This window comes from Alphaproteobacteria bacterium (assembly GCA_019635875.1).
Taxonomy (GTDB): domain Bacteria; phylum Pseudomonadota; class Alphaproteobacteria; order Reyranellales; family Reyranellaceae; genus JAFAZJ01.
The window spans coordinates 173582-191822 of the sequence record JAHBYP010000001.1; the positions used below are offsets into that span (position 1 = coordinate 173582).

Sequence of the window (18241 nt, forward strand, 5' to 3'; positions counted from 1 at the left end):
AGGTAGGAGACCAAACGTCGCCCCGGCGGCGCCTCTTCGTGTTACATCGCCGGTGTGTCCGGTCCGTCGCGTTCTGACATCGCTCTGGCGCTGCCCGACCTCGCCGCCACAAGGCGGCTGGGCGCGGCCCTGTCGCGCCGGCTCGCGATCGGCGATGTCGTGGCGTTGCACGGCGACCTCGGAGCCGGCAAGACCGAGCTGGCCCGCGCCATCATCCGCGCCGCCGCCGAGCATCCGGAACTGACCGTGCCCAGCCCGACCTTCACCCTGGCGGAGACCTACGACACGGCGCTGGGGCCGATCTGGCATTTCGACCTCTACCGCCTCGATGCGCCCGAGCAGGTCTGGGAATTGGGCTTCGAGGAGGCGCTGGCCGGCGGCATCAGCCTGATCGAATGGCCCGAACGTCTCGGCGCGCTGCTGCCGGCGAGGCGGCTCGATGTCACGCTCACCATCGAGCGCGACGAGGCGCGGGCCGCGGCGCTGGCCGCCGGCGCGTCCTGGGCCGATCGCCTGGCCGAGCTGGGCCGTGAGGTCGCGCATGGTTGATCGCGCGTCGGCGCGGCGCGCCTTCGTGGAGGCGAATGGCTGGGGCGATGCGTGGGAATCGCTGCTGGCCGGCGATGCGTCGTTCCGCACCTATTACCGGCTGACACGCGGCAGGCAGACCGTGGTGGTCATGGACGCGCCGCCGCCGCAGGAGGATGTGCGGCCCTTCGTGCGCCTGGCGCGGCATCTGCGAGACCTCGGCCTCAGCGCGCCCGAGATCCGCGCCGTCGACGAGGCGGGAGGCTTCCTGCTCGAGGAGGATCTCGGCGACACGACATACGCACGGCGCCTCCTTGCCCGGCATGACCCGGATGAGGAGCGCGCGCTGTACACGCTGGCGACCGACGTGCTGGTGCATCTCGCAGCGCAGGGTTCCGCGGCCGTCCCGCCCGGGCTGGCGCGCTACGCCGGCGAGGCGCTGATCGACGCGGCGATGCTCCTGCCGGAATGGTACCTGCCGCAGGTCGCCGGCCGCCCGGCGACGGCGGCCGAGCTCGAGTCCTACCGGGAAGCATGGCGCGACAGCCTGCGCGCCTTGCCGTCCTCGCCGACGACCCTCGTCCTGCGCGACTATCACCAGGACAACCTGCTGTGGCTGGGCGATCGGCCCGGCGTGCGCGCCTGCGGTCTGCTGGATTTCCAGGACGCGACCAGCGGTCACCCCGCCTATGACCTGATGTCGCTGCTCGAGGACGCGCGGCGGGACATCGGCGAGGAGCTGCGCGCGGCGATGATCGCGCGCTATCTCGAGCACGCCGACGTGACGGACCGTCCTGGCTTTCTGGCCGCTTTCGCGATCCTCGGCGCCCAGCGCCACGCGCGTGTCGTCGGCCTGTTCATCCGGTTGCTGCGCCGCGACGGCAAGCCGATCTACCTGCCGCATCTGCCGCGTGTCTGGCGGCTGCTGGAAAACGCGCTGCGGCACGAGGCGATGACGCCGCTGCGCCGCTGGATCGACGCCCACATCCCGCCCGACCAGCGGGGCAACCCGACATGAGCCGGGGCGATCGCATGGGGCGCTTTCCTCCCTCTCCCCGCAAGCGGGGAGAGGGTCGGGGTGAGGGGTCGTTTCAGGTTGGGCACATCCGCGGTGCGCGACTTGCGGCAGCTCCTCACCCCAACCCTCTCCCCGCGCGCGGGGAGAGGGAGCGGAAGGCAAGCTGTCTTCGGGCCGCGCCGCTCCAGCGGCGCTCATGCTCGGCGAGCACGCATGGGTCCGTGATGTCTTCATTCTCTCCGCGAATGCAGGGAGAAGCAGGGCTATCGCATATGGACTTCAACCTTCCCCCTCCTGGGGAAGGTACGACCAGGTCAAACCGGCCATATGCGATAGGCCGGTGGCGCCCATCGGGCATTGCTCGTGAAGCGTCGCTGGCGCGACGCGGCCTCGCGAGGGCCGCATGAGCGCGTCGCCGCGCCGTGCCATGGTGCTCGCGGCCGGGCTCGGCCAGCGCATGCGGCCGATCACCGACAGCCTGCCCAAGCCGATGATCGAGATCGCCGGCCGCACGCTGATCGACCGCGCGCTCGATTCGCTCGCGGCCGCCGGGGTCGAGACCTGTGTCGTCAACACGCACCATCTCGGCGACATGCTGGCGGCGCATCTGGCGACCCGCACCAACCCGCGCATCGTGCTGTCGCCGGAGGACACCCTGCTCGACACCGGCGGCGGCGTCGTCAAGGCGCTGACGCATTTCGGCGACGAGCCGTTCTTCACCGTCAACGCCGACACCTTCTGGCTCGACGGGCGCACGCCGATGCTGGCGCGTCTGGCGGCGCAATGGGATGCTCGCCGTATGGACGCGCTCCTGCTGCTGCACTCCACCATCACCGCGCATTCTTACGAGAGCCACGCGATGGGCGACTACCACCTCGCCGCCGACGGCCGCGCCCGCTGGCGTGGCCGCGTGGGCGTGGCGCCTTTCGTCTTCGCCGGCGTCACGCTGTGCCATCGACGTCTGTTCGAGGGCGCGCCGCAGGGTGCCTTTTCGCAGCTCCGGCTGTGGAGCGAGGCCGAAGCGCGCGGCCGGCTCTACGGCCTGCGCCATGATGGCGAGTTCTTCCACGTCGGCACGCCGCAGGCGCTGGCCGAGACGCGGGCGTGGTTCGCCGCCGGCGGCGAGCAGCGGGCGATGGAGTAGGCGCGATGCGCGGCCTGTTCCACATCCCGCCGCGCCATGCCTTCATCGACGCCCTGGCGCGCGGCCTGCTCGATGCCCATGGCGGCGATCCGCTGGCCTTCGCCGATGCGCTGGTGCTGCTGCCCAACCGCCGCGCCGTGCGCGCGTTGCGCGACGCCTTCCTGCGCATCACCGACGGCCGTCCGCTGCTGCTGCCGCGCATCCGGCCGATCGGCGACATCGATGATGACGAGCTCGCTGCTTCCGCCGGGCCGACGCTGGGCGAGGACGCGACACGGATCGAGGATCTGCCGCCGGCGGTCACCCCGCAACGGCGCGAGGCGCTGCTGGCGCGTCTGGTCCTCGAGGAGGGGCCGCGCCTGGCCGGCATCGAGGCCGCCGCGTTCTCGCCGGCGCAGGCGCTGCGCCTGGCGCGCGAGCTGGCGGGCCTGCTCGACGAGCTGCAGATCGCCGGCGTGCCGCTCGACGCCCTGTCCGGCCTGGTGGCCGACGACCACGCCGATCACTGGCGCGGCACGCTGGAGTTCCTCGGCATCCTGCGTACGCGCTGGCCGCAGGAGCTGAGGCGGCTGGGCGCGATCGATCCGGTCGATCGGCGCAGCCGCGCGCTGCGCGCCCAGGCGGCGCAGTGGCGCGCGCAGCCGCCCGCGCACGCCGTGATCGCGGCCGGCTCGACCGGCACGCAGCCGGCGACCCGCGAGTTGCTGGCGGCGATCGCCGATCTGCCGCTGGGCTGCGTGGTGTTGCCTGGCCTCGACCTCGATCTCGACGAGGAGGGCTGGGCGGCGCTCGACGAGACACATCCGCAGTTCGCCCTGCGCGAGCTGCTGGCCGGCCTTGGCCGGCTGCGGCACGAGGTTGCGCACTTCCCTTCTCTCCGCGAAGGCGCGGAGAAGGAAAATGCCCGCGCCGCACTGCTGTCGGAGGCGATGCGGCCGGCGGCGACGACGGATCGCTGGATCGGCGGCATGACCGACGCCGACCGCGCGCTGGCGAACGTGACCCGTATCGATTGTCCGACCGAGCAGGCGGAGGCCGTGGCCATCGCCCTGGCGCTGCGCGAGACGCTGCAATCGCCCGGGCGTACGGCCGCCCTGGTGACGCCCGATCGCGGCCTGGCGCGGCGCGTCGCCGCCGAGCTGCAGCGCTGGGAGGTCGATATCGACGATTCGGCCGGCGTGCCGCTTTCCGAGACTCCGCCGGCAGCGCTGGCGCGGCTGCTGGTGGCGATGATGGCGGGCGGCTTCGCACCGGTGGCCTCGCTTTCGGTGCTGCAGCATCCGTTCGTCGCGCTGGGTATGGCGCGCGAGGTCTGCCGGCATCGCGCCCGACTGCTCGATGCCGGCGTGCTGCGCGGGCCGAAGCCCGAATCCGGGCTCCAATCGCTGCGCGACCTGGTGGCGCGCGGCGAGGGCGGCCAACGCGGCACGCTGGAGGAATTGCTGGCCGCCCTGGCGCGCGCCTGCGCGCCGCTGTCGGCGGTGGGCGAGGACGAGGCGCACCCTGTGGCGGCGTGGCTCACGGCGATGACGCAGGCGCTCGAAGCGCTCGCCGCCACCGACCGGGAGCCCGGCGCGGCGACGATGTGGCGGGGCGACGCCGGCGAAGCGCTGGCGCACATGATCGCGACGCGCCGCGACGACAGCGACGAGCTGCCGCCGCTCACATTGGCGCAGCTTCCCGACCTGCTCGACGAGCTGCTCGCCGGCGTCGTGGTGCGGCCGAGGCACGGACGACATCCGCGCCTGGCGATCCTCGGCCCGCTCGAAGCGCGCCTGCAGCATGCCGATCGCGTCGTGCTCGGCGGCCTCAACGAAGGAACCTGGCCGGCCGCCGTCGACACCGGACCGTGGCTCAACCGTCCGATGCGGCGGGCGCTCGGCCTGCCCCAGCCGGAACTGCGCATCGGCCAGGCCGCGCACGACTTCGCCCAGGCCTTCGCCGCCGACGAGGTTTTCCTGGTGCGCAGCAATCGCGTCGGCGGCACGCCCACCGTGCCGGCACGCTGGCTGGCGCGGCTCGATGCGCGGCTCGGCTACGATTCGCAGGACAAGGACGCGAAGCCGCCGGCTTATGTCGCGGCCGGCCTGGCGTATCTCGACTGGGCGATGGACCTCGACGCGGCGGCGGGCCGCGCGACGCCGGTGCGCCCCGCCTACAGCCCGCCCGTGCCAGCGCGTCCGAGAAGGCTCTCGGCCAGCGCCATCGAGCAGTGGCGGCGCGATCCCTACGGCCTTTATGCGCGACTGATCCTCAAGCTCTTCCCGCTCGATCCTCTCGAGCAGCCCTACGGCGCGGCCGAGCGCGGCACGGCGATCCACGATGCGCTGGAGGCGTTCCTGCTGGACTGGCCCGACGAGCTGCCCGATGACGCCGAGGCGAAGCTGATCGAGCTTGGCCGCAAGACGCTCGGGCCGCTGCTGGCGCGCCCGGCGGATCGGGCGTTCTGGTGGCCGCGCTTCGAGCGGCTGGCGGGATGGTTCTGCGATTTCGAGCGCCAGCGGCGCGCCGAGGGCTGGCGTCCCTATGTGCTGGAAAAGCGCGGTGAGCGCGTCGTCGGCCCGGTGACGATCAACGCCAAGGCCGACCGCATCGATCGCAACGGTTCGGCCTGGGAGATCATCGACTACAAGACCGGCCGGATCCCGACGCGCAACGAGATCGAGGCCGTCTATGCGCCGCAGCTGGCTGTCGAGGCGCTGATCGCGCGTGCCGGCGGCTACGGCGAGAAGGCGGGCGGCGATATCGGGCTCGGCTATTGGCGTACTGGTGGCGGCGATGCCCAGCGCGCGGTCGCGGTCAAGGACCCGGCCGCGGTGATCGCCGAGACCGAGCGCGTCCTGGGCGAGATGATCGACGCCTTCTACCGGGACGGGGCGGCCTATGTCGCGATCCCGCAACCGGCCTACGCGCCCACGTTCAACGACTACGCCCATCTCGAGCGCATCGACGAATGGGCGACGCGCGTCGAGCCCGAGGACGAGGACGCGCCGTGAGCGACGTGCGCGCCACCGCCGACGCCCAGCAGCGCCTGGCGATCGACCCGGGCCGCTCGACCTGGGTGATGGCCAACGCCGGCACCGGCAAGACGCACGTGCTGACCAACCGCATCCTGCGCCTGCTGCTGGGCGGCGCGTCGCCGCAGCGCATCCTGTGCCTGACCTTCACGCGCGCCGCGGCGGCGGAGATGCGCAACCGGCTCGCCGGCCGTCTCGGGCGCTGGACCTTGATGGCCGACGCGGCGCTGGCGGCGGAGCTCGAGAGGCTGGCGCTGCCGTCGCCCGATGCGGCGATGCTGCAGCGCGCGCGCCAGCTCTTCGCGCGCGTGCTCGACGCGCCGGGCGGCGTGCATATCCTGACCATCCACGCCTTTGCCCAGTGGCTGCTGACGCGCTTTCCGCTCGAAGCCGGCGTGGCGCCCAACGCCAAGGTGCTCGACGAGACCGAGGCGCGCCAGCTGCTCGACCGGGCGCGCGACGAGCAGATCGCCGCCATTGCGCGCGGCGAGGACAAGGCGTTGGTCGCCGCGCTCGACACGGTGGCGCGCCGCGTCAGCGAAGCCGACTACGCCACGGCGCTGGACCGGCTGCTGGGCGAGCGCGGGCGACTGGCGATCCTCGGCGAGGATGTCGGCGCGGCGATCGCGGCGCTGCGCCAGGGCCTGGGCCTCGCCGACGATGACGACGAGGCGGCGGTGCTGTCGGCGACATGGCGCGAGACGGATGCCATGGCCGCGGCGCTGTACGACATCATCGAGGGCCTGTCGCGCGCGCCCGGCGTCAAGAACGACGCGATGGCCGCCGGCATCGAGCGCTGGCTCGGGCGGGGGGAAGGCGGCGAGGCCGAGGCGCGGCGCCTGTGGCCGCAGTATCGCGCCGCCTTCCTCACCGCCAGGGACGAGGCGCGCAAGGATGCGCCGACGAAGAAGTGGCGCGACGCCCATCCGGCGCTCGTGCCGGTCATCGAGCGCGAGGCGGCGCGGCTGATCGCCGCCGAGGAGCGGCGGCGTGCGGCGGTGCTGGCCGACATGAGCGGCGCCCTGCTGCGGCTGGCGGTCGACATGGCCGGCCGCTACGAGGCCGCCAAGCGCGCCCGCGCCGCGCTCGACTACGACGATCTGATCCTGCGCGTGAAGCGCCTGCTGAGCGGCGATCGCGCCGCCGCCTGGGTGCTCTACAAGCTCGATGGCGGCATCGACCATGTGCTGGTCGACGAGGCGCAGGACACCAATCCCGATCAATGGGACATCGTGCGAGCGCTCACGGGCGAGTTCTTCAGCGACGCCAGCGCCGCGCATGACCGCACGATGTTCGCGGTCGGCGACGCCAAGCAGTCGATCTTCAGCTTCCAGCGCGCCGATCCGCGCAAGCTGATCGAGATGCGCACGCATTTCGACGCTGCGGCGCGCCAGGTCGGCAAGCGCTTCGGCGCCGTCGGTCTCACGGCCTCGTTCCGCTCGACCGAGGCGGTGCTGGCCGCGGTCGACGCCGTCTTCGCCATGGGCCTGCCGGCCAACGAAGGCGTCGGCGAGGAGGGCGAGATCCAGCATCTCGCCACCCGCGCCGGCGAGCCCGGGCTGGTCGAGCTGTGGCCGTTGTGCAGGCCCGATGGCGAGGCCGATGACGTGCCGCCGGCGCGGCGCATGGCGCGGCTGGTGGCGGCGCATTGCGCGGCGCTGATCGGCCGCGAGCGGCTGGCGGATGGCAGGCTGATCGATGCCGGCGACATCATGGTGCTGCTGCGCAAGCGCAACGCCTTTGTCGGCGAGCTGATCGGCGAGCTCAAGGCGCTGGGCATCGACGTCGCCGGCCGCGACCGGCTGAGCCTGTTCGACGATCTCGGCGTGCAGGACCTGGTGGCGCTGGGCAGGGCGGCGCTGCTGCCGACCGACGATCTGACGCTCGCCTGCGTGCTGAAGGGGCCGCTGGTCGGCTTCGACGAGGCGGCGCTGTTTGCGCTCGCGCATGGCCGCGACGGCGATCTGTGGGCCGCGTTGCGCCGGCGCGCCGCATCGGGCGAGGCGCCGTTCTCGACTGCCCATGCGCGGCTGTCGGCGATCTTCGCCCGCGCCGATTACCTGCCGCCCTACGCCCTCTATGCCCGCGTCCTGGGGCCTGAGGGCGGCCGCCGCGCGCTGCTCGAACGGCTGGGGCCGGACGCGCTCGATCCGATCGACGAGTTCCTCGCCCAGGCGCTGGCGTGGTCGAGCGCGGGCCATGGCTCGCTGCAGGGCTTCCTGCACCACATCGAGACCGAGGGCGGCGAGATCAAGCGCGACCTCGACGGTTTGCGCCGCCGCGAGGTGCGGATCCTGACCGTGCACGCGGCCAAGGGGCTGCAGGCGCCGATCGTCTATCTGCCCGATACCTGCTCGGCGATCGACGACCGCGAGCGCGTGCTGTGGGTGCCGCAGGGGCCGCCGCTGTGGGCCTTCCGCGCCGCCGAGACCCGCGTGCCGACCGTCGACTTCCTCAAGGCCGATCTCGCGCGCCGCCAGCGCGAGGAGCATCACCGGCTGCTCTACGTGGCGATGACCCGCGCCGGCGAGCGTCTGTACATCGGCGGCTTCCACGGCAAGCGGCCGCCGCGCGAGGGCAACTGGCACGGCCTGATCGACGCCGCCCTCTGTCCGGTCAGCGAACGCTTCGCATTCGCAGCGTGGACCGGCGAGGGACTGCGCCTGCAACGCGGCGATTCATCAAATGCCCCCCGCCGGCCCGGCGAGCCGCGAGCCCGCGCGGCGCTGCCCGACTGGACCCGCCGGCCGGCGCCGGCCGAGAGCGCGCCGCCGCGCCCGCTGATGCCCTCGCGCCCCGACGACGAGGATGCGTGGGGCGACGCCGCGCGCGCGGCGCTGGGCGGCTGGAGCGAGCCGGCGGCGCTCTCGCCCCTGGCCGGCGACCAGGGCCGGCGTTTCCGCCGCGGCACGCTGCTGCATCGCCTGCTGCAGCGCCTGCCGGATGTCGCCGTGGCCGAGCGGCCGGGCTTCGCCGCCGCCTGGCTGGCGCGCGAGGCGGCCGACCTGGACGAGGCGATCCGCGCCGGCTGGGTCGAGGAGGCGCTGGCGAGCCTGGCGCTGCCCGAGGCCGCCGCCCTGTTCGCGCCCGGCTCGCGCGCCGAGGCGCCGGTGGTCGGCATGGTCGAGACGCCGTCCGGGCGGGTGGCGATCAGCGGCCAGATCGACCGCCTGGCGGTCACCGGCGAGGCCGTGCTGTTCGCCGACATCAAGACCAACCGCCCGCCGCCCGAGCGCGTCGAGGACGTGCCGCGCGTCTACCGCCGCCAGCTCGCGCTCTATCGCGCGCTGCTCGCCGGCATCTATCCCGACCGTCAGGTGCGCGGCTTCCTGCTGTGGACCGACGGGCCGCGCCTGATGGAAGTGCCCGCCGCCCTGCTCGACGCCGCGCTCATGCCGGCCTGAAATAAACTTGCGCCGGCCCTTGCCTTGACCCCCCTTCGGCCTCTCCCTAGATTCCGGCCTCGCCTCAACCGGAGTTTCCTATGGCAACCATCAAGGCCAGCGACGCGACCTTCGAGCAGGAGGTCCTGAAGTCGGACCAGCCCGTGCTGGTGGATTTCTGGGCCGAATGGTGCGGTCCCTGCAAGCTGATCGGGCCGTCGCTCGAGGAGATCTCCGGCGAGCTGGAGGGCAAGCTGAAGGTCGTCAAGGTCAACATCGACGAGAACCCGATGGCGCCGTCGAAGTACGGCGTGCGCTCGATCCCGACCCTGCTGGTGTTCAAGAACGGCCAGGTGGCGGCGACCAAGATCGGCGCCGAGCCCAAGCAGCGCCTGATGCAGTGGATCAACTCGGTCGTCTGACCGTCGCGACAAATCGAGGGGGAAATCCACGATGGTGAGGGCGTACGCGGCGCGCATGGGCGCGCGGCCATGGGCGGTCGCTGTCGTGCTCGCCCTGGCCGCCTGCCAGACCACGGCCACCTCCGAGCCTTCGGCCAGTTACGCCGTCGTCTCCGCCCAGACCCAGGCGTCGGTGGGCCAGGGCGCCGGCTGCCTCGACGAGGCCGAGCACAACGCGGTGCGCGCGCGCATCCTGCAGAACTCGCTGGCGACGGCGACGCTGACCTGCCTGGGCGCCAACCGCGTGCGCCTGCTCGAGGCGAAGTACAACCAGTTCGTCCAGCGCTACAATTCGGAATACGCCGAGAACGCGCGGACGCTGCGCCAGATCGCGGCGCGCCGCGGCCGCAACTTCGACGTGATGAACACCGACATGGCCAACCAGGCGGCCGCCCAGCTGAGCGCCGACGCGCAGTTCTGCAATCGCAGCAGCCGCGCGCTGGACTGGGCGCTGAGCCCGAAGGTGACGTCGCTGTCGCAAGTGCCGCCGCCGGTGGATTACACCGGGCAGCTCGGCCTGCGCCTGTGCAGGGCGCGGGCTTAAGTACTCTTCACTTGATCAGGTCAGGCCGGCGCCGAACGGCTGGCCGTCGGTGCCTATGACTTGAAGCTCAATTCGGTGCTGGCAGTCAGGACGGTGAGATTCGTTCCGACCGCCGAGACGCCAATGGCCGCCGCGAGCGAGATCGTGGCAATGAACCCGACGATCGTGGCGAGCAGTTCGCGGTCGAGGTTCCGACGAACGAATGCAGACATGATGCACCTCACAAAGCCACGTCCAATGGCCGCGGCGCGTTCTTAGTGCTCGCGTTGCGGCGGCCAGTCAGCCCGGGAATGATCCGGATCGAAGCGATCTCCCGCCGGCGTCGACGCGCGTAGGCCAAAAAAGCAGCCGGCGACCGGTGGGAGGAACCGGTCGCCGGCGCGGTGAGCGGGTGACGCCGTGGGGCGCGTCAGGCCCGCCAGAAGGGCTTGCTCGCCTCGTAGGCCAGCAGGCCGGGATCGATCCCGAGGTCGCGCGCGTCGCGGGCGCTCAGCTGGGCGATCTCGGCCCGCTCGCGCGCGCGCTTGCGCCACAGCGCCAGCGTGCCGGGCACGCGCGAGAGGATGCTCTCGGTCGGATGGTCGCGCAGGTCGGCGATGGTGAAGATGGTCATGGAAGACTCCTGGAAACCGGGGTGTGCGATGACGGTGCCGCGATCAGAACTGGACGCGGCTCTCGACGTGGAGGCGGGTCGGCGGTGACCTGGTATCCCTGAGGTGCGTCGCTCGCCGCCACAGCCAGGCAATGCCGCCGCCGATCATTTCGCGCATCAGGGCGGCCCGGTCTCGGCGGGCTCTGGCCACGATGGCGAAGGTATCGACGGTGCGAATCGGCCCGGCAGTGACCAGGTCACCGTCGAAATATCGGATGAGATCGGTTTGTGCTGGATCACGCGGACTGACGCTGTGGACGGCGGTCATGTCGACCTCCTCGATTGGCTCTTTGATGGGCTGAAATTGAGCTTCGAGAGGTGGCTTTACAAACGACGACTCGTCCATCATAGATGAGCGAATCTCATGAAAATGGGGACCGACCGATGCGCCGTGCGCTGCCCTCTCTCAACGGCCTGCGAGCCTTCGAGGCCGCGGCGCGGCACCTCTCCTTCACCGAGGCGGCCAACGAGCTCAACGTCACGCAGGCGGCGATCAGCCATCAGATCCGCGGGCTCGAGGATCGTCTCGGCTTGAAGCTCTTCATCCGGCGCAATCGCGCGCTGCTGCTGAGCGAGGCGGGCCAGGCCTACCTGCCGGGCATTCGCCAGGCCTTCGACCTCCTGCACGAAGCCACCGAGCGCCTGCTGCAGAAGGACGCCTCGGGTCCGCTCACCGTGACCACGACGGCATCGTTCGCCACCAAGTGGCTGGTGCCGCGCCTGGGCGGCTTCCAGCAGAAGCATCCCGAGATCGACGTGCGCATCTCGACCAGCACCCACCTGGTCGATTTCGGGCGCGACGACATCGATGTCGGCATCCGCTACGGCCGCGGCCATTGGGGCGGCCTGCACGCCGAGTTCCTGGTCGCCGAGGACGTCTTTCCGGTCTGCTCGCCCGCGTTGCTCAAGGGGCCCAAGGCGCTGCGCAGGCCCTCCGACCTGAAGAACCACACGCTGCTGCACGTCTCGACCTTCCGCGACGACTGGCAGGTCTGGCTGACGGCGGCCAACGTCAAGGGCGTCGATCCCTCGCGCGGCGTGCTCTTCGACCTGGCGCTGGCCTCGATCCAGGCGGCAATCGACGGCGTCGGCGTCGCCCTGGGCCATCGCCCGCTGGTCGCCGCCGACCTGAAGGCCGGCCGTCTGGTGGCGCCCTTCGACGTCGCGCTGCCGAGCGACAGCGCCTACTACGTCGTCGCGCCGTCGGAGCGCCTGCGGCGGCCCAAGATCAAGGCCTTCGTGCAGTGGCTGCTGGAGTCCGTGGCGCGCGAGCGCGCGGCGAGCTGACAGCAGAATCCTACCTTCCCTCTCCGGGGGAAGGTAGTCGGAGACTTCCGGTCCAGGTAGAGTCTCACGCCGGTAGCAGCGCCTGCACTTCCTTCGACATGGTCGCCAGCGCTGCCATCGGCTCGGCCTTCTGCGCCACCACGGACTGCAGGTGGTCCTTGATCACGTCGGTGATCTTGAGCCCGTTCTCGCCCGGGAAGGCGTACCAGCCGGTGGCTTTGGGCAGCTGCTTCATGGCCACGAGGTGGTTGGGATTGGCGGCGTAGAAATCCTTGAGCATCGCCGGATCGTCGGCGACCTTCAGCGCCGAGGGGAAGTAGCCGGTGGCCTTGACCATCATGGTCGCGCCGACCGGACCGGTGGCGAACTTGATGTACTCCCACGCCGCCTTCTGCTTCGCCGGATCCTTGGCGAACAGCATCGCGGTGTTGCCGCCCATCGGCAGCCGGCCATTGGCGGCGGTCGGGAACGCGGCGGTGCGCAGCTTGAACTTCTCGCCGACCTGCTTGGTGACGCCGCCCAGGCGCGAGGTCGAGTGGCCCCAGATGCCCATCGTGCCCGAGGTGAAGTCCTGCAAGGCCACTGACTGCGCGACGTCGCGCATGGTGCCTTCCTTGACCATGCGCGAAAGCGCGGTGATCGCCTGCTTGCCGGCCTCGCCGTCGAAGGCGACCCTCTTCTCGTCCTCGCTCAGCATGGTGCCGCCATTGGAGAACACCAGCGCCTGGAACATCCAGTTGCCGGTGATGTCCCAGTCGAAGTGGAAGCCCTGGGTGCTGCCGCCCAGCGCCTTGACCTTGCGTGCCAGCTCGAAGATGCCGTCCCAGGTGGCAGGCAGCGCCGCGAGGTTGCCGCCGGCCTTCGCCACCAGGTCGCCGTTGACGTAGATGATCGGCGTCGAGAGCGAGAAGCCGATGCCGTACTGCTTGCCCTTGATCTTGCCGATGTCGAGCAGGCCACGCGCGTGGCCGAACTCCTTGAACTGCGCGTCGGCGGCGATGAACGCCTCGAGCGGCTGGGCGATGCCGCGATCGACGAAGATGCGCTGGCGATTCAGGCCGTGATAGGCGACGTCGGGCAGGGTGTTGGTGATGGCGGCGCGCAGCACGCTCTGGGTGATCTCCTCATAGCCGGGCTGCGGCGCGCGGAAGGTGATCTTGTACTGCGGGTTGGCCTTCATGAACGCCCGCGCGATGTCCTCGTGCAGGGTCTTGAACAGGTCGGGGATCGAGTACTCGACGATGATCTCCGTGGTCGACTGGGCGATGGCCGGTGCGGCCACCAGGGCGGTGGTCGCGGCCAGCGTCTTCAGGGCGGTGCGTCTCAGCATGGAGCTCTCCTGTCCGTCTTTCACTTGATGCCCGAGAGCGTCATGCCCTCGATGAACCGCCGTTGAGCGGCGAGAAAGAACAGCACCAGCGGCGCGGTGATGATCACGGCGCCGGCCATCAGCGGGCCGTAGTCGATGCCGGCCTCGGTGTTGCGCAGGTAGACCGTGCCCAGCGCCGGCATCGCCATGTCCGGGCTGGTGACGATCAGCAGCGGCCAGAAATAGTCGTTCCAGTGGATGACGACGGAGAGGATGCCGAAAGCGGTCAGTGCCGGCGCGGCCGCCGGCAGCATGATGCGCCAGACGATCTCGAACTCGCCCATGCCGTCGAGACGTGCGGCATGCAGCAGGTCGTCGGGTACGGTGCGGAAGAACTGGCGGATCCAGAAGATGCCGAACACCGAGATGATCGAGGGCATCACCAGGCCGGCATAGGAGTTCAGCAGCTTGGCCTCGCTCAGCATGATGTAGTGCGGGATCGCCGGCACGTGCGAGGGGATCAGCAGGCCGAACAGCACCAGGGCGAACAGCGGCTTGGCGCCACCGAAGCGCAGCTTGGCCAGCGCGTAGGCGGCAGGCAGGGCGAAGGCGACCTGCAGGATGAAGATCGTCGCCGTCACCACGGCGCCATTCAGCAGGTAGCGGTGCATCGGCACCTTCTGAAAGGCGGCGCCATAGTTGCGCAGCGCGTCCCATTTCTGCGGGATCAGGTGCAAGTCCGACGTGAAGATGTCGTCGGGCGCGCGCAGCGACAGCGACAGCATCCAGACGAAGGGCGCCAGCATCACAACCGCGCCACCCATCAGCAGCAGATGGCGCAGCGCCGCGGCGGGCAGGGAGAGCGCGGCATTCATGCGTAGTGCACGCGGCGCTCGGCCAGCCGTACCTTCAGCAAGGTCAGCAGCAACACGAAGACGAGGAAGACGACGGTGATCGCCGCCCCGTAGCCGGCACGGAAGAAGCCGAAGCCCTCCTGGTACATGGTGTAGAGCAGCACCTCGGTAGCCTTGTTCGGACCGCCTTCGGTGAGCACGGCCACCGTGTCGAAGACCTGGAAGCTGCGGATCGAGGAGATCACCAGCACGAACAGCGAGGCCGGTCCCAGCATCGGCCAGGTCACCGTCGTGAAGCGACTCCACCATCCGTCGGCCCCGTCGATCGCAGCTGCTTCGTAGAGGTCGCGCGGGATGGATTTCAGCCCGGCGAGGAACAGCACCATGTTCAGGCCGACCATCTGCCAGACGCCGATCGCCGCAAGCGAGGCCAGTGCCAGGTCGGGATGCTTCAGCCAGTTGTGCTTGCCCAGGCCAAGCGAATCGCTCAGCAGATTGATCAGGCCGATGCTGGGATGCAGCATGATTTCCCACACCGTCGCCATGGCGATCAGGGTGGCGGTCACCGGCAGGAAGTAGGCAGCGCGGTAAAAGCCGCGCAGGGAGGTGCCAGATTCGATCAGGATGGCGGCGAACAGCGCCAGCGCCACCGAGGCGGGCACGACGAAGCCGACATAGAGCAGCGTGTTGGAGAGCGACTTCCAGAACACGCGGTCGCCGAACAGCTTGGCGTAGTTGTTCAGCCCGACCCAGTTGAAGGCCGCTGCACCGAACTGCCAGTCGGTGAAGGACAGCAGCACAGTCGCCAAGGTCGGCAGCAGCAGGATGGCGAAGAGCAGGAACGTCGCCGGTGCCGCCAGCGCCCAGGCGGCGAGCGCCTCGGCGTGCGCCTGCCGGCCGATGCCCGATGCGACGTCGGCGCTCTCGGTCGCGGGCAGCGAGGCGACGCTCACGCGAATCTCGCCAGCCGGCGGCCATCGGCGTCGAAGGCCAGGATGTGCAGCGGCGACGGACGTATGCCAACCGCGCTGTCCATCGGTACCTCGCCGATGCGCTGCGGCTCAAGCCGCAGGATCAGCGGCTGGCGTGCACCGACGGGCAGGACATGCGCGAACAGATCCGAGCCGAGATTCTCGCGATGGCGCACGACGCCGGGGATCGCGCCGACCGCATCATGCGCATCGAGCGTGGCGTGCTCGGGGCGGAAGGCGAGCGTGACTCGGCTGCCGGCGTCGGCCTTGGGGCGGATCGGCATGATGGTGCCGTCGACCTCGACCGCACCGTCCTTGCGGATAACGCCGCCCAACGTGTTGATGCGGGGGCTGCCGACGAACTCCGCGACACGCAGGTCGGCGGGATCGTCGTAGATCGCCGAGGGCGCCGCGACCTGCAGGATGCGGCCGTCCATCATGACGGCGACGCGGTCCGACATGGTCATCGCCTCGGCCTGGTCGTGCGTGACGTAGACGAAGGTGGTGGCGAGCCGTCGATGCAGCTCGGCGATCTCGGCGCGCGCCTGTACCCGCAGCTTGGCGTCGAGGTTGCTGAGCGGCTCGTCCATCAGGAAGGCGCGCGGCTGGCGCACCATGGCACGCGCCAACGCCACGCGCTGGCGCTGGCCGCCGGAGAGCTGGCCGGGGCGGCGCGCCAGCAGATGGCCGATGTCGAGCGAGCTGGCGACACGCGCCACCTCGGCCTCGACATCGCGGCGGATGCGCCGCGCCTGCGGGCCCATCCAGCGCAGCACGGGCAGGCGCTGCCACGGGCGCGAGCGGCGCATCATCAGCGGCACGGCGATGTTCTCGCCGGCGCTCATATGCGGATAGAGCGCGTAGCTCTGGAACACCATCGCCACGTCGCGCTCGGCCGGCCGCAGCCCGTCGATGGCGCGGCCGCCGATGATGACGCTGCCGAGATCCTGGCGCTCCAGGCCGGCGATCACGCGCAGCAGGGTGCTCTTGCCGCAGCCCGACGGTCCCAGCAGGGTGAGGAATTCGCGCTCGCCGATGTCGAGCGACACGTCGCGCAGCACTTCGGTGGCGCCGAACGACTTGCCGATCGTCCGCAGCGACACCCCAGCCATGTGACCACCATGAGTTCTTGCGATGGCGGGACTTACGGTGGCGGGGTGTCGCGATTCCTACCGATCGATGATGCTTCAGTGACGCCCCGTGGATGATGTGTGATCCCCGTCAAGCTGAAGCCTGTCATCAGATCGTCACGCCTCTGTCACGCTGCATTTATCGCCGGCGCCTACCAGCGGCCGCGATGGTGTCCCTCGACGCAGCTTCCACCGGCGCAGCGAGCCGACCGCAGGCGCGGGTCGAACGGCGTCGGCCGCGCCGCGCCTGGTGGTTTCCCTATGTGCTGCTGGCGCCGTCGCTGCTGTTCCTGGTGCTGTTCACCTATCTGCCGGTGATCCGGGTGATCGTCGATGCGCTGCATGTCAGCCGACACGGCAGCGCGGAGCCGGCGCGCTTCGCCGGCCTGGCGAATTTTCGCACGGTCCTGGGTGATTCCGCGTTCCATCAGGCGCTGATCAACAATGTGATCTACGCCCTGGGCACCCTGGTGCCGACCATCGTGCTGGCGCTGCTCTTCGCGCTGGCCGTGCAGCGCTCGACGCGGCTGGCGTCGGTGCTGCGCACGATCTTCTTCTTTCCCTCGCTGGTGCCGCTGGTGGCGGCGGCGTCGCTGTTCTTCTTCATCTTCCTGCCCGGTGTCGGCCTGCTCGACTATCACCTGGGCAAGCTCGGTCTCAGCGGTCCGAACTGGCTGGGCGACAGCGACGTGGCGCTGTGGTCGATCATCGGACTCACGGTTTGGAAGAACGCCGGCTACTACATGCTGTTCTACATCGCCGGCCTGCAGAACATTCCCGGCGACACCATCGAAGCGGCGATGATCGACGGCGCCAACGCGCTGCAGCGGCTGTGGTACGTGATCCTGCCGGCGCTGGCGCCGACAACGGCCTTCGTCGTGGTGATCGCGCTGATCAACGTGCTGACCAACGTCGACCACGTGGTCGTGCTGACCAAGGGCGGACCGAGCAACGCCACCAACCTGCTGCTGTTCTACATCTTCCAGGAAGCGCACGAGAATTTCGACTACGGCAAGGCTGCCGCCGCGACGGTGATCAGCGTCGCGGTGCTGCTGGCGATCTCGCTGGGCTCGATCCGCGTCATGGAGCGGGGAGGTCGCGGTGCGGCGTGATCGAGGGCTCGTGGCGATGCTGCTGGTGGCGCTGGTTTGCGCCGTCGCCTTCGTCTGGGCCGCGCCGTTCATCTGGACGCTGGTGGCCTCGTTCCGGACCGAGGGCGCGGGTAGCGCCGGCATGGCGACGCTGATCCCCGACCTCAATCCGACGCTGTCGAACTTCCGCAACGCGCTCGATAGCGGCACCTTCGGCCTCTACTACCTCAACACCGCGATCGTCGTGACCGGCGTGTTGCTGGTGCAGTGCGTCACCGTCAGCCTCGCCGGCTACGCCTTCGCGCGGCTGCGCTTCGCCGGCCGCGACGTGCTGTTCTACGTCTTCCTGCTGCAGCTCATGCTGGTGCCGCCGGCGCTGATCGTGCCCAACCTGCGCACGGTGGTCGACCTTGGCCTCTACGACTCGCTGGCGGGCGCGATGGCGCCGTACTTCGCCTCGGCCTTCGGCACCTTCCTGATGCGCCAGACCTTCCGCGCCATCCCGCGCGACTTCGAGGAGGCGGCCGCGATCGACGGCGCGCCGTGGTGGGCGGTGGTCTGGTACGTCCTGCTGCCCATGGCGCGGCCCGGCCTGGTCGCCTTCGCCATCGTCTCGGTCACCGCCCACTGGAACGAGTTCCTGTGGCCGCTGATGGTGATCAACGACCCGAACAGCCACACGCTGACCATCGGCCTCGCGGCGTTCACGCGCGGCGCCGAGGGCGGCAAGGAATGGGGCGTGCTGGCGGCCGGCACGCTTCTGGTCATGGCGCCGCTCGCCGTGGCCTTCGTCGCGTTCCAGCGCCGCTTTGTCGACAGCTTCGTGTTCAGCGGCATCAAGGGATAGGGGGT

Annotated in this window: 17 protein-coding genes; 10 read left to right on the top strand and 7 right to left on the bottom strand. The window is 70.3% G+C overall.

Annotation, left to right across the window (positions count from 1 at the left end; genetic code table 11):
- Nucleotides 1–54: 54 nt before the first annotated feature.
- From tsaE to KF889_00840, 7 genes are all read left to right on the top strand, one after another.
- Nucleotides 55–549, top strand: a complete 495-nt coding sequence (gene tsaE / locus KF889_00810; GenBank protein MBX3497956.1) for a tRNA (adenosine(37)-N6)-threonylcarbamoyltransferase complex ATPase subunit type 1 TsaE — start codon at nt 55–57, stop codon at nt 547–549.
- A complete protein-coding gene (locus tag KF889_00815; protein MBX3497957.1) occupies nt 542–1546 on the top strand; it encodes a phosphotransferase in 1005 nt (334 codons plus the stop codon). Before tsaE ends, KF889_00815 begins: the two co-directional genes overlap by 8 nt.
- 403 nt (nt 1547–1949) lie before the next feature.
- On the top strand, nt 1950–2690 hold the full coding sequence (locus tag KF889_00820) for a nucleotidyltransferase family protein (protein ID MBX3497958.1): 741 nt from the start codon (nt 1950–1952) through the stop codon (nt 2688–2690).
- Nucleotides 2691–2695: 5 nt separating this feature from the next.
- On the top strand, nt 2696–5686 hold the full coding sequence (addB, locus tag KF889_00825) for a double-strand break repair protein AddB (protein ID MBX3497959.1): 2991 nt from the start codon (nt 2696–2698) through the stop codon (nt 5684–5686).
- Complete coding sequence (gene addA / locus KF889_00830; protein MBX3497960.1) at nt 5644–9111, top strand: double-strand break repair helicase AddA; 3468 nt, start codon at nt 5644–5646, stop codon at nt 9109–9111. Before addB ends, addA begins: the two co-directional genes overlap by 43 nt.
- A gap of 80 nt (nt 9112–9191) precedes the next feature.
- The gene (trxA, locus tag KF889_00835) at nt 9192–9512 is read left to right on the top strand and encodes a thioredoxin (protein MBX3497961.1); all 321 of its coding nucleotides are present in this window, start codon (nt 9192–9194) and stop codon (nt 9510–9512) included.
- Nucleotides 9513–9543: 31 nt separating this feature from the next.
- Nucleotides 9544–10095: a hypothetical protein gene (locus KF889_00840; protein ID MBX3497962.1), complete on the top strand. Its 552-nt coding sequence runs from the start codon at nt 9544–9546 to the stop codon at nt 10093–10095.
- 53 nt (nt 10096–10148) lie between these two features.
- Here KF889_00840 and KF889_00845 read toward each other — a convergent pair whose 3' ends face one another.
- The 3 genes from KF889_00845 to KF889_00855 all read right to left on the bottom strand — a co-directional run bounded on the left by KF889_00845 (nt 10149) and on the right by KF889_00855 (nt 11015).
- The gene (locus KF889_00845; protein MBX3497963.1) at nt 10149–10307 is read right to left on the bottom strand and encodes a hypothetical protein; all 159 of its coding nucleotides are present in this window, start codon (nt 10305–10307) and stop codon (nt 10149–10151) included.
- Nucleotides 10308–10504: 197 nt separating this feature from the next.
- Nucleotides 10505–10708: a DUF1127 domain-containing protein gene (locus tag KF889_00850; protein MBX3497964.1), complete on the bottom strand. Its 204-nt coding sequence runs from the start codon at nt 10706–10708 to the stop codon at nt 10505–10507.
- Between the two features lie 43 nt (nt 10709–10751).
- Nucleotides 10752–11015 (bottom strand): hypothetical protein, encoded by a 264-nt coding sequence (locus KF889_00855; GenBank protein ID MBX3497965.1) that lies wholly within the window; start codon nt 11013–11015, stop codon nt 10752–10754.
- 116 nt (nt 11016–11131) lie between these two features.
- On the opposite strand from KF889_00855, the gene KF889_00860 reads away from it, so the two are divergent.
- Nucleotides 11132–12034 (top strand): transcriptional regulator GcvA, encoded by a 903-nt coding sequence (locus tag KF889_00860; GenBank protein ID MBX3497966.1) that lies wholly within the window; start codon nt 11132–11134, stop codon nt 12032–12034.
- Between the two features lie 64 nt (nt 12035–12098).
- Here KF889_00860 and KF889_00865 read toward each other — a convergent pair whose 3' ends face one another.
- From KF889_00865 to KF889_00880, 4 genes are read right to left on the bottom strand one after another with little or no spacing between them, the layout of a single operon-like run.
- The gene (locus KF889_00865; GenBank protein MBX3497967.1) at nt 12099–13364 is read right to left on the bottom strand and encodes an ABC transporter substrate-binding protein; all 1266 of its coding nucleotides are present in this window, start codon (nt 13362–13364) and stop codon (nt 12099–12101) included.
- A 20-nt stretch (nt 13365–13384) separates the two neighbouring features.
- Entirely contained in the window at nt 13385–14218 is an 834-nt protein-coding gene (locus KF889_00870) for a carbohydrate ABC transporter permease (protein ID MBX3497968.1), read from the bottom strand.
- Nucleotides 14215–15156 (bottom strand): sugar ABC transporter permease, encoded by a 942-nt coding sequence (locus KF889_00875; protein MBX3497969.1) that lies wholly within the window; start codon nt 15154–15156, stop codon nt 14215–14217. The genes KF889_00870 and KF889_00875 overlap by 4 nt, the downstream gene beginning before the upstream one ends.
- Nucleotides 15147–16280, bottom strand: a complete 1134-nt coding sequence (locus KF889_00880; protein MBX3497970.1) for an ABC transporter ATP-binding protein — start codon at nt 16278–16280, stop codon at nt 15147–15149. The genes KF889_00875 and KF889_00880 overlap by 10 nt, the downstream gene beginning before the upstream one ends.
- 185 nt (nt 16281–16465) lie before the next feature.
- Here KF889_00880 and KF889_00885 point away from each other — a divergent pair, with 185 nt between their 5' ends.
- Together KF889_00885 and KF889_00890 are read left to right on the top strand one after the other, a co-directional pair.
- Entirely contained in the window at nt 16466–17410 is a 945-nt protein-coding gene (locus KF889_00885) for a sugar ABC transporter permease (protein MBX3497971.1), read from the top strand.
- Nucleotides 17411–17426: 16 nt separating this feature from the next.
- A complete protein-coding gene (locus tag KF889_00890; GenBank protein ID MBX3497972.1) occupies nt 17427–18236 on the top strand; it encodes a carbohydrate ABC transporter permease in 810 nt (269 codons plus the stop codon).
- Nucleotides 18237–18241: the final 5 nt, after the last annotated feature.

What these genes read in the sequence shown, in the direction of transcription:
- KF889_00815 (MBX3497957.1), top strand. Translation starts at nt 542, where the DNA reads ATGGTTGATCGCGCGTCGGCGCGGCGCGCCTTCGTGGAGGCGAATGGC.
- KF889_00820 (MBX3497958.1), top strand. Translation starts at nt 1,950, where the DNA reads ATGAGCGCGTCGCCGCGCCGTGCCATGGTGCTCGCGGCCGGGCTCGGC.
- addB (MBX3497959.1), top strand. Translation starts at nt 2,696, where the DNA reads ATGCGCGGCCTGTTCCACATCCCGCCGCGCCATGCCTTCATCGACGCC.
- addA (MBX3497960.1), top strand. Translation starts at nt 5,644, where the DNA reads ATGGGCGACGCGCGTCGAGCCCGAGGACGAGGACGCGCCGTGAGCGAC.
- trxA (MBX3497961.1), top strand. Translation starts at nt 9,192, where the DNA reads ATGGCAACCATCAAGGCCAGCGACGCGACCTTCGAGCAGGAGGTCCTG.
- KF889_00840 (MBX3497962.1), top strand. Translation starts at nt 9,544, where the DNA reads ATGGTGAGGGCGTACGCGGCGCGCATGGGCGCGCGGCCATGGGCGGTC.
- KF889_00845 (MBX3497963.1), bottom strand. Translation starts at nt 10,307, where the DNA reads ATGTCTGCATTCGTTCGTCGGAACCTCGACCGCGAACTGCTCGCCACG.
- KF889_00850 (MBX3497964.1), bottom strand. Translation starts at nt 10,708, where the DNA reads ATGACCATCTTCACCATCGCCGACCTGCGCGACCATCCGACCGAGAGC.
- KF889_00855 (MBX3497965.1), bottom strand. Translation starts at nt 11,015, where the DNA reads ATGACCGCCGTCCACAGCGTCAGTCCGCGTGATCCAGCACAAACCGAT.
- KF889_00860 (MBX3497966.1), top strand. Translation starts at nt 11,132, where the DNA reads ATGCGCCGTGCGCTGCCCTCTCTCAACGGCCTGCGAGCCTTCGAGGCC.
- KF889_00865 (MBX3497967.1), bottom strand. Translation starts at nt 13,364, where the DNA reads ATGCTGAGACGCACCGCCCTGAAGACGCTGGCCGCGACCACCGCCCTG.
- KF889_00870 (MBX3497968.1), bottom strand. Translation starts at nt 14,218, where the DNA reads ATGAATGCCGCGCTCTCCCTGCCCGCCGCGGCGCTGCGCCATCTGCTG.
- KF889_00880 (MBX3497970.1), bottom strand. Translation starts at nt 16,280, where the DNA reads ATGGCTGGGGTGTCGCTGCGGACGATCGGCAAGTCGTTCGGCGCCACC.
- KF889_00885 (MBX3497971.1), top strand. Translation starts at nt 16,466, where the DNA reads ATGGTGTCCCTCGACGCAGCTTCCACCGGCGCAGCGAGCCGACCGCAG.
- KF889_00890 (MBX3497972.1), top strand. Translation starts at nt 17,427, where the DNA reads ATGCTGCTGGTGGCGCTGGTTTGCGCCGTCGCCTTCGTCTGGGCCGCG.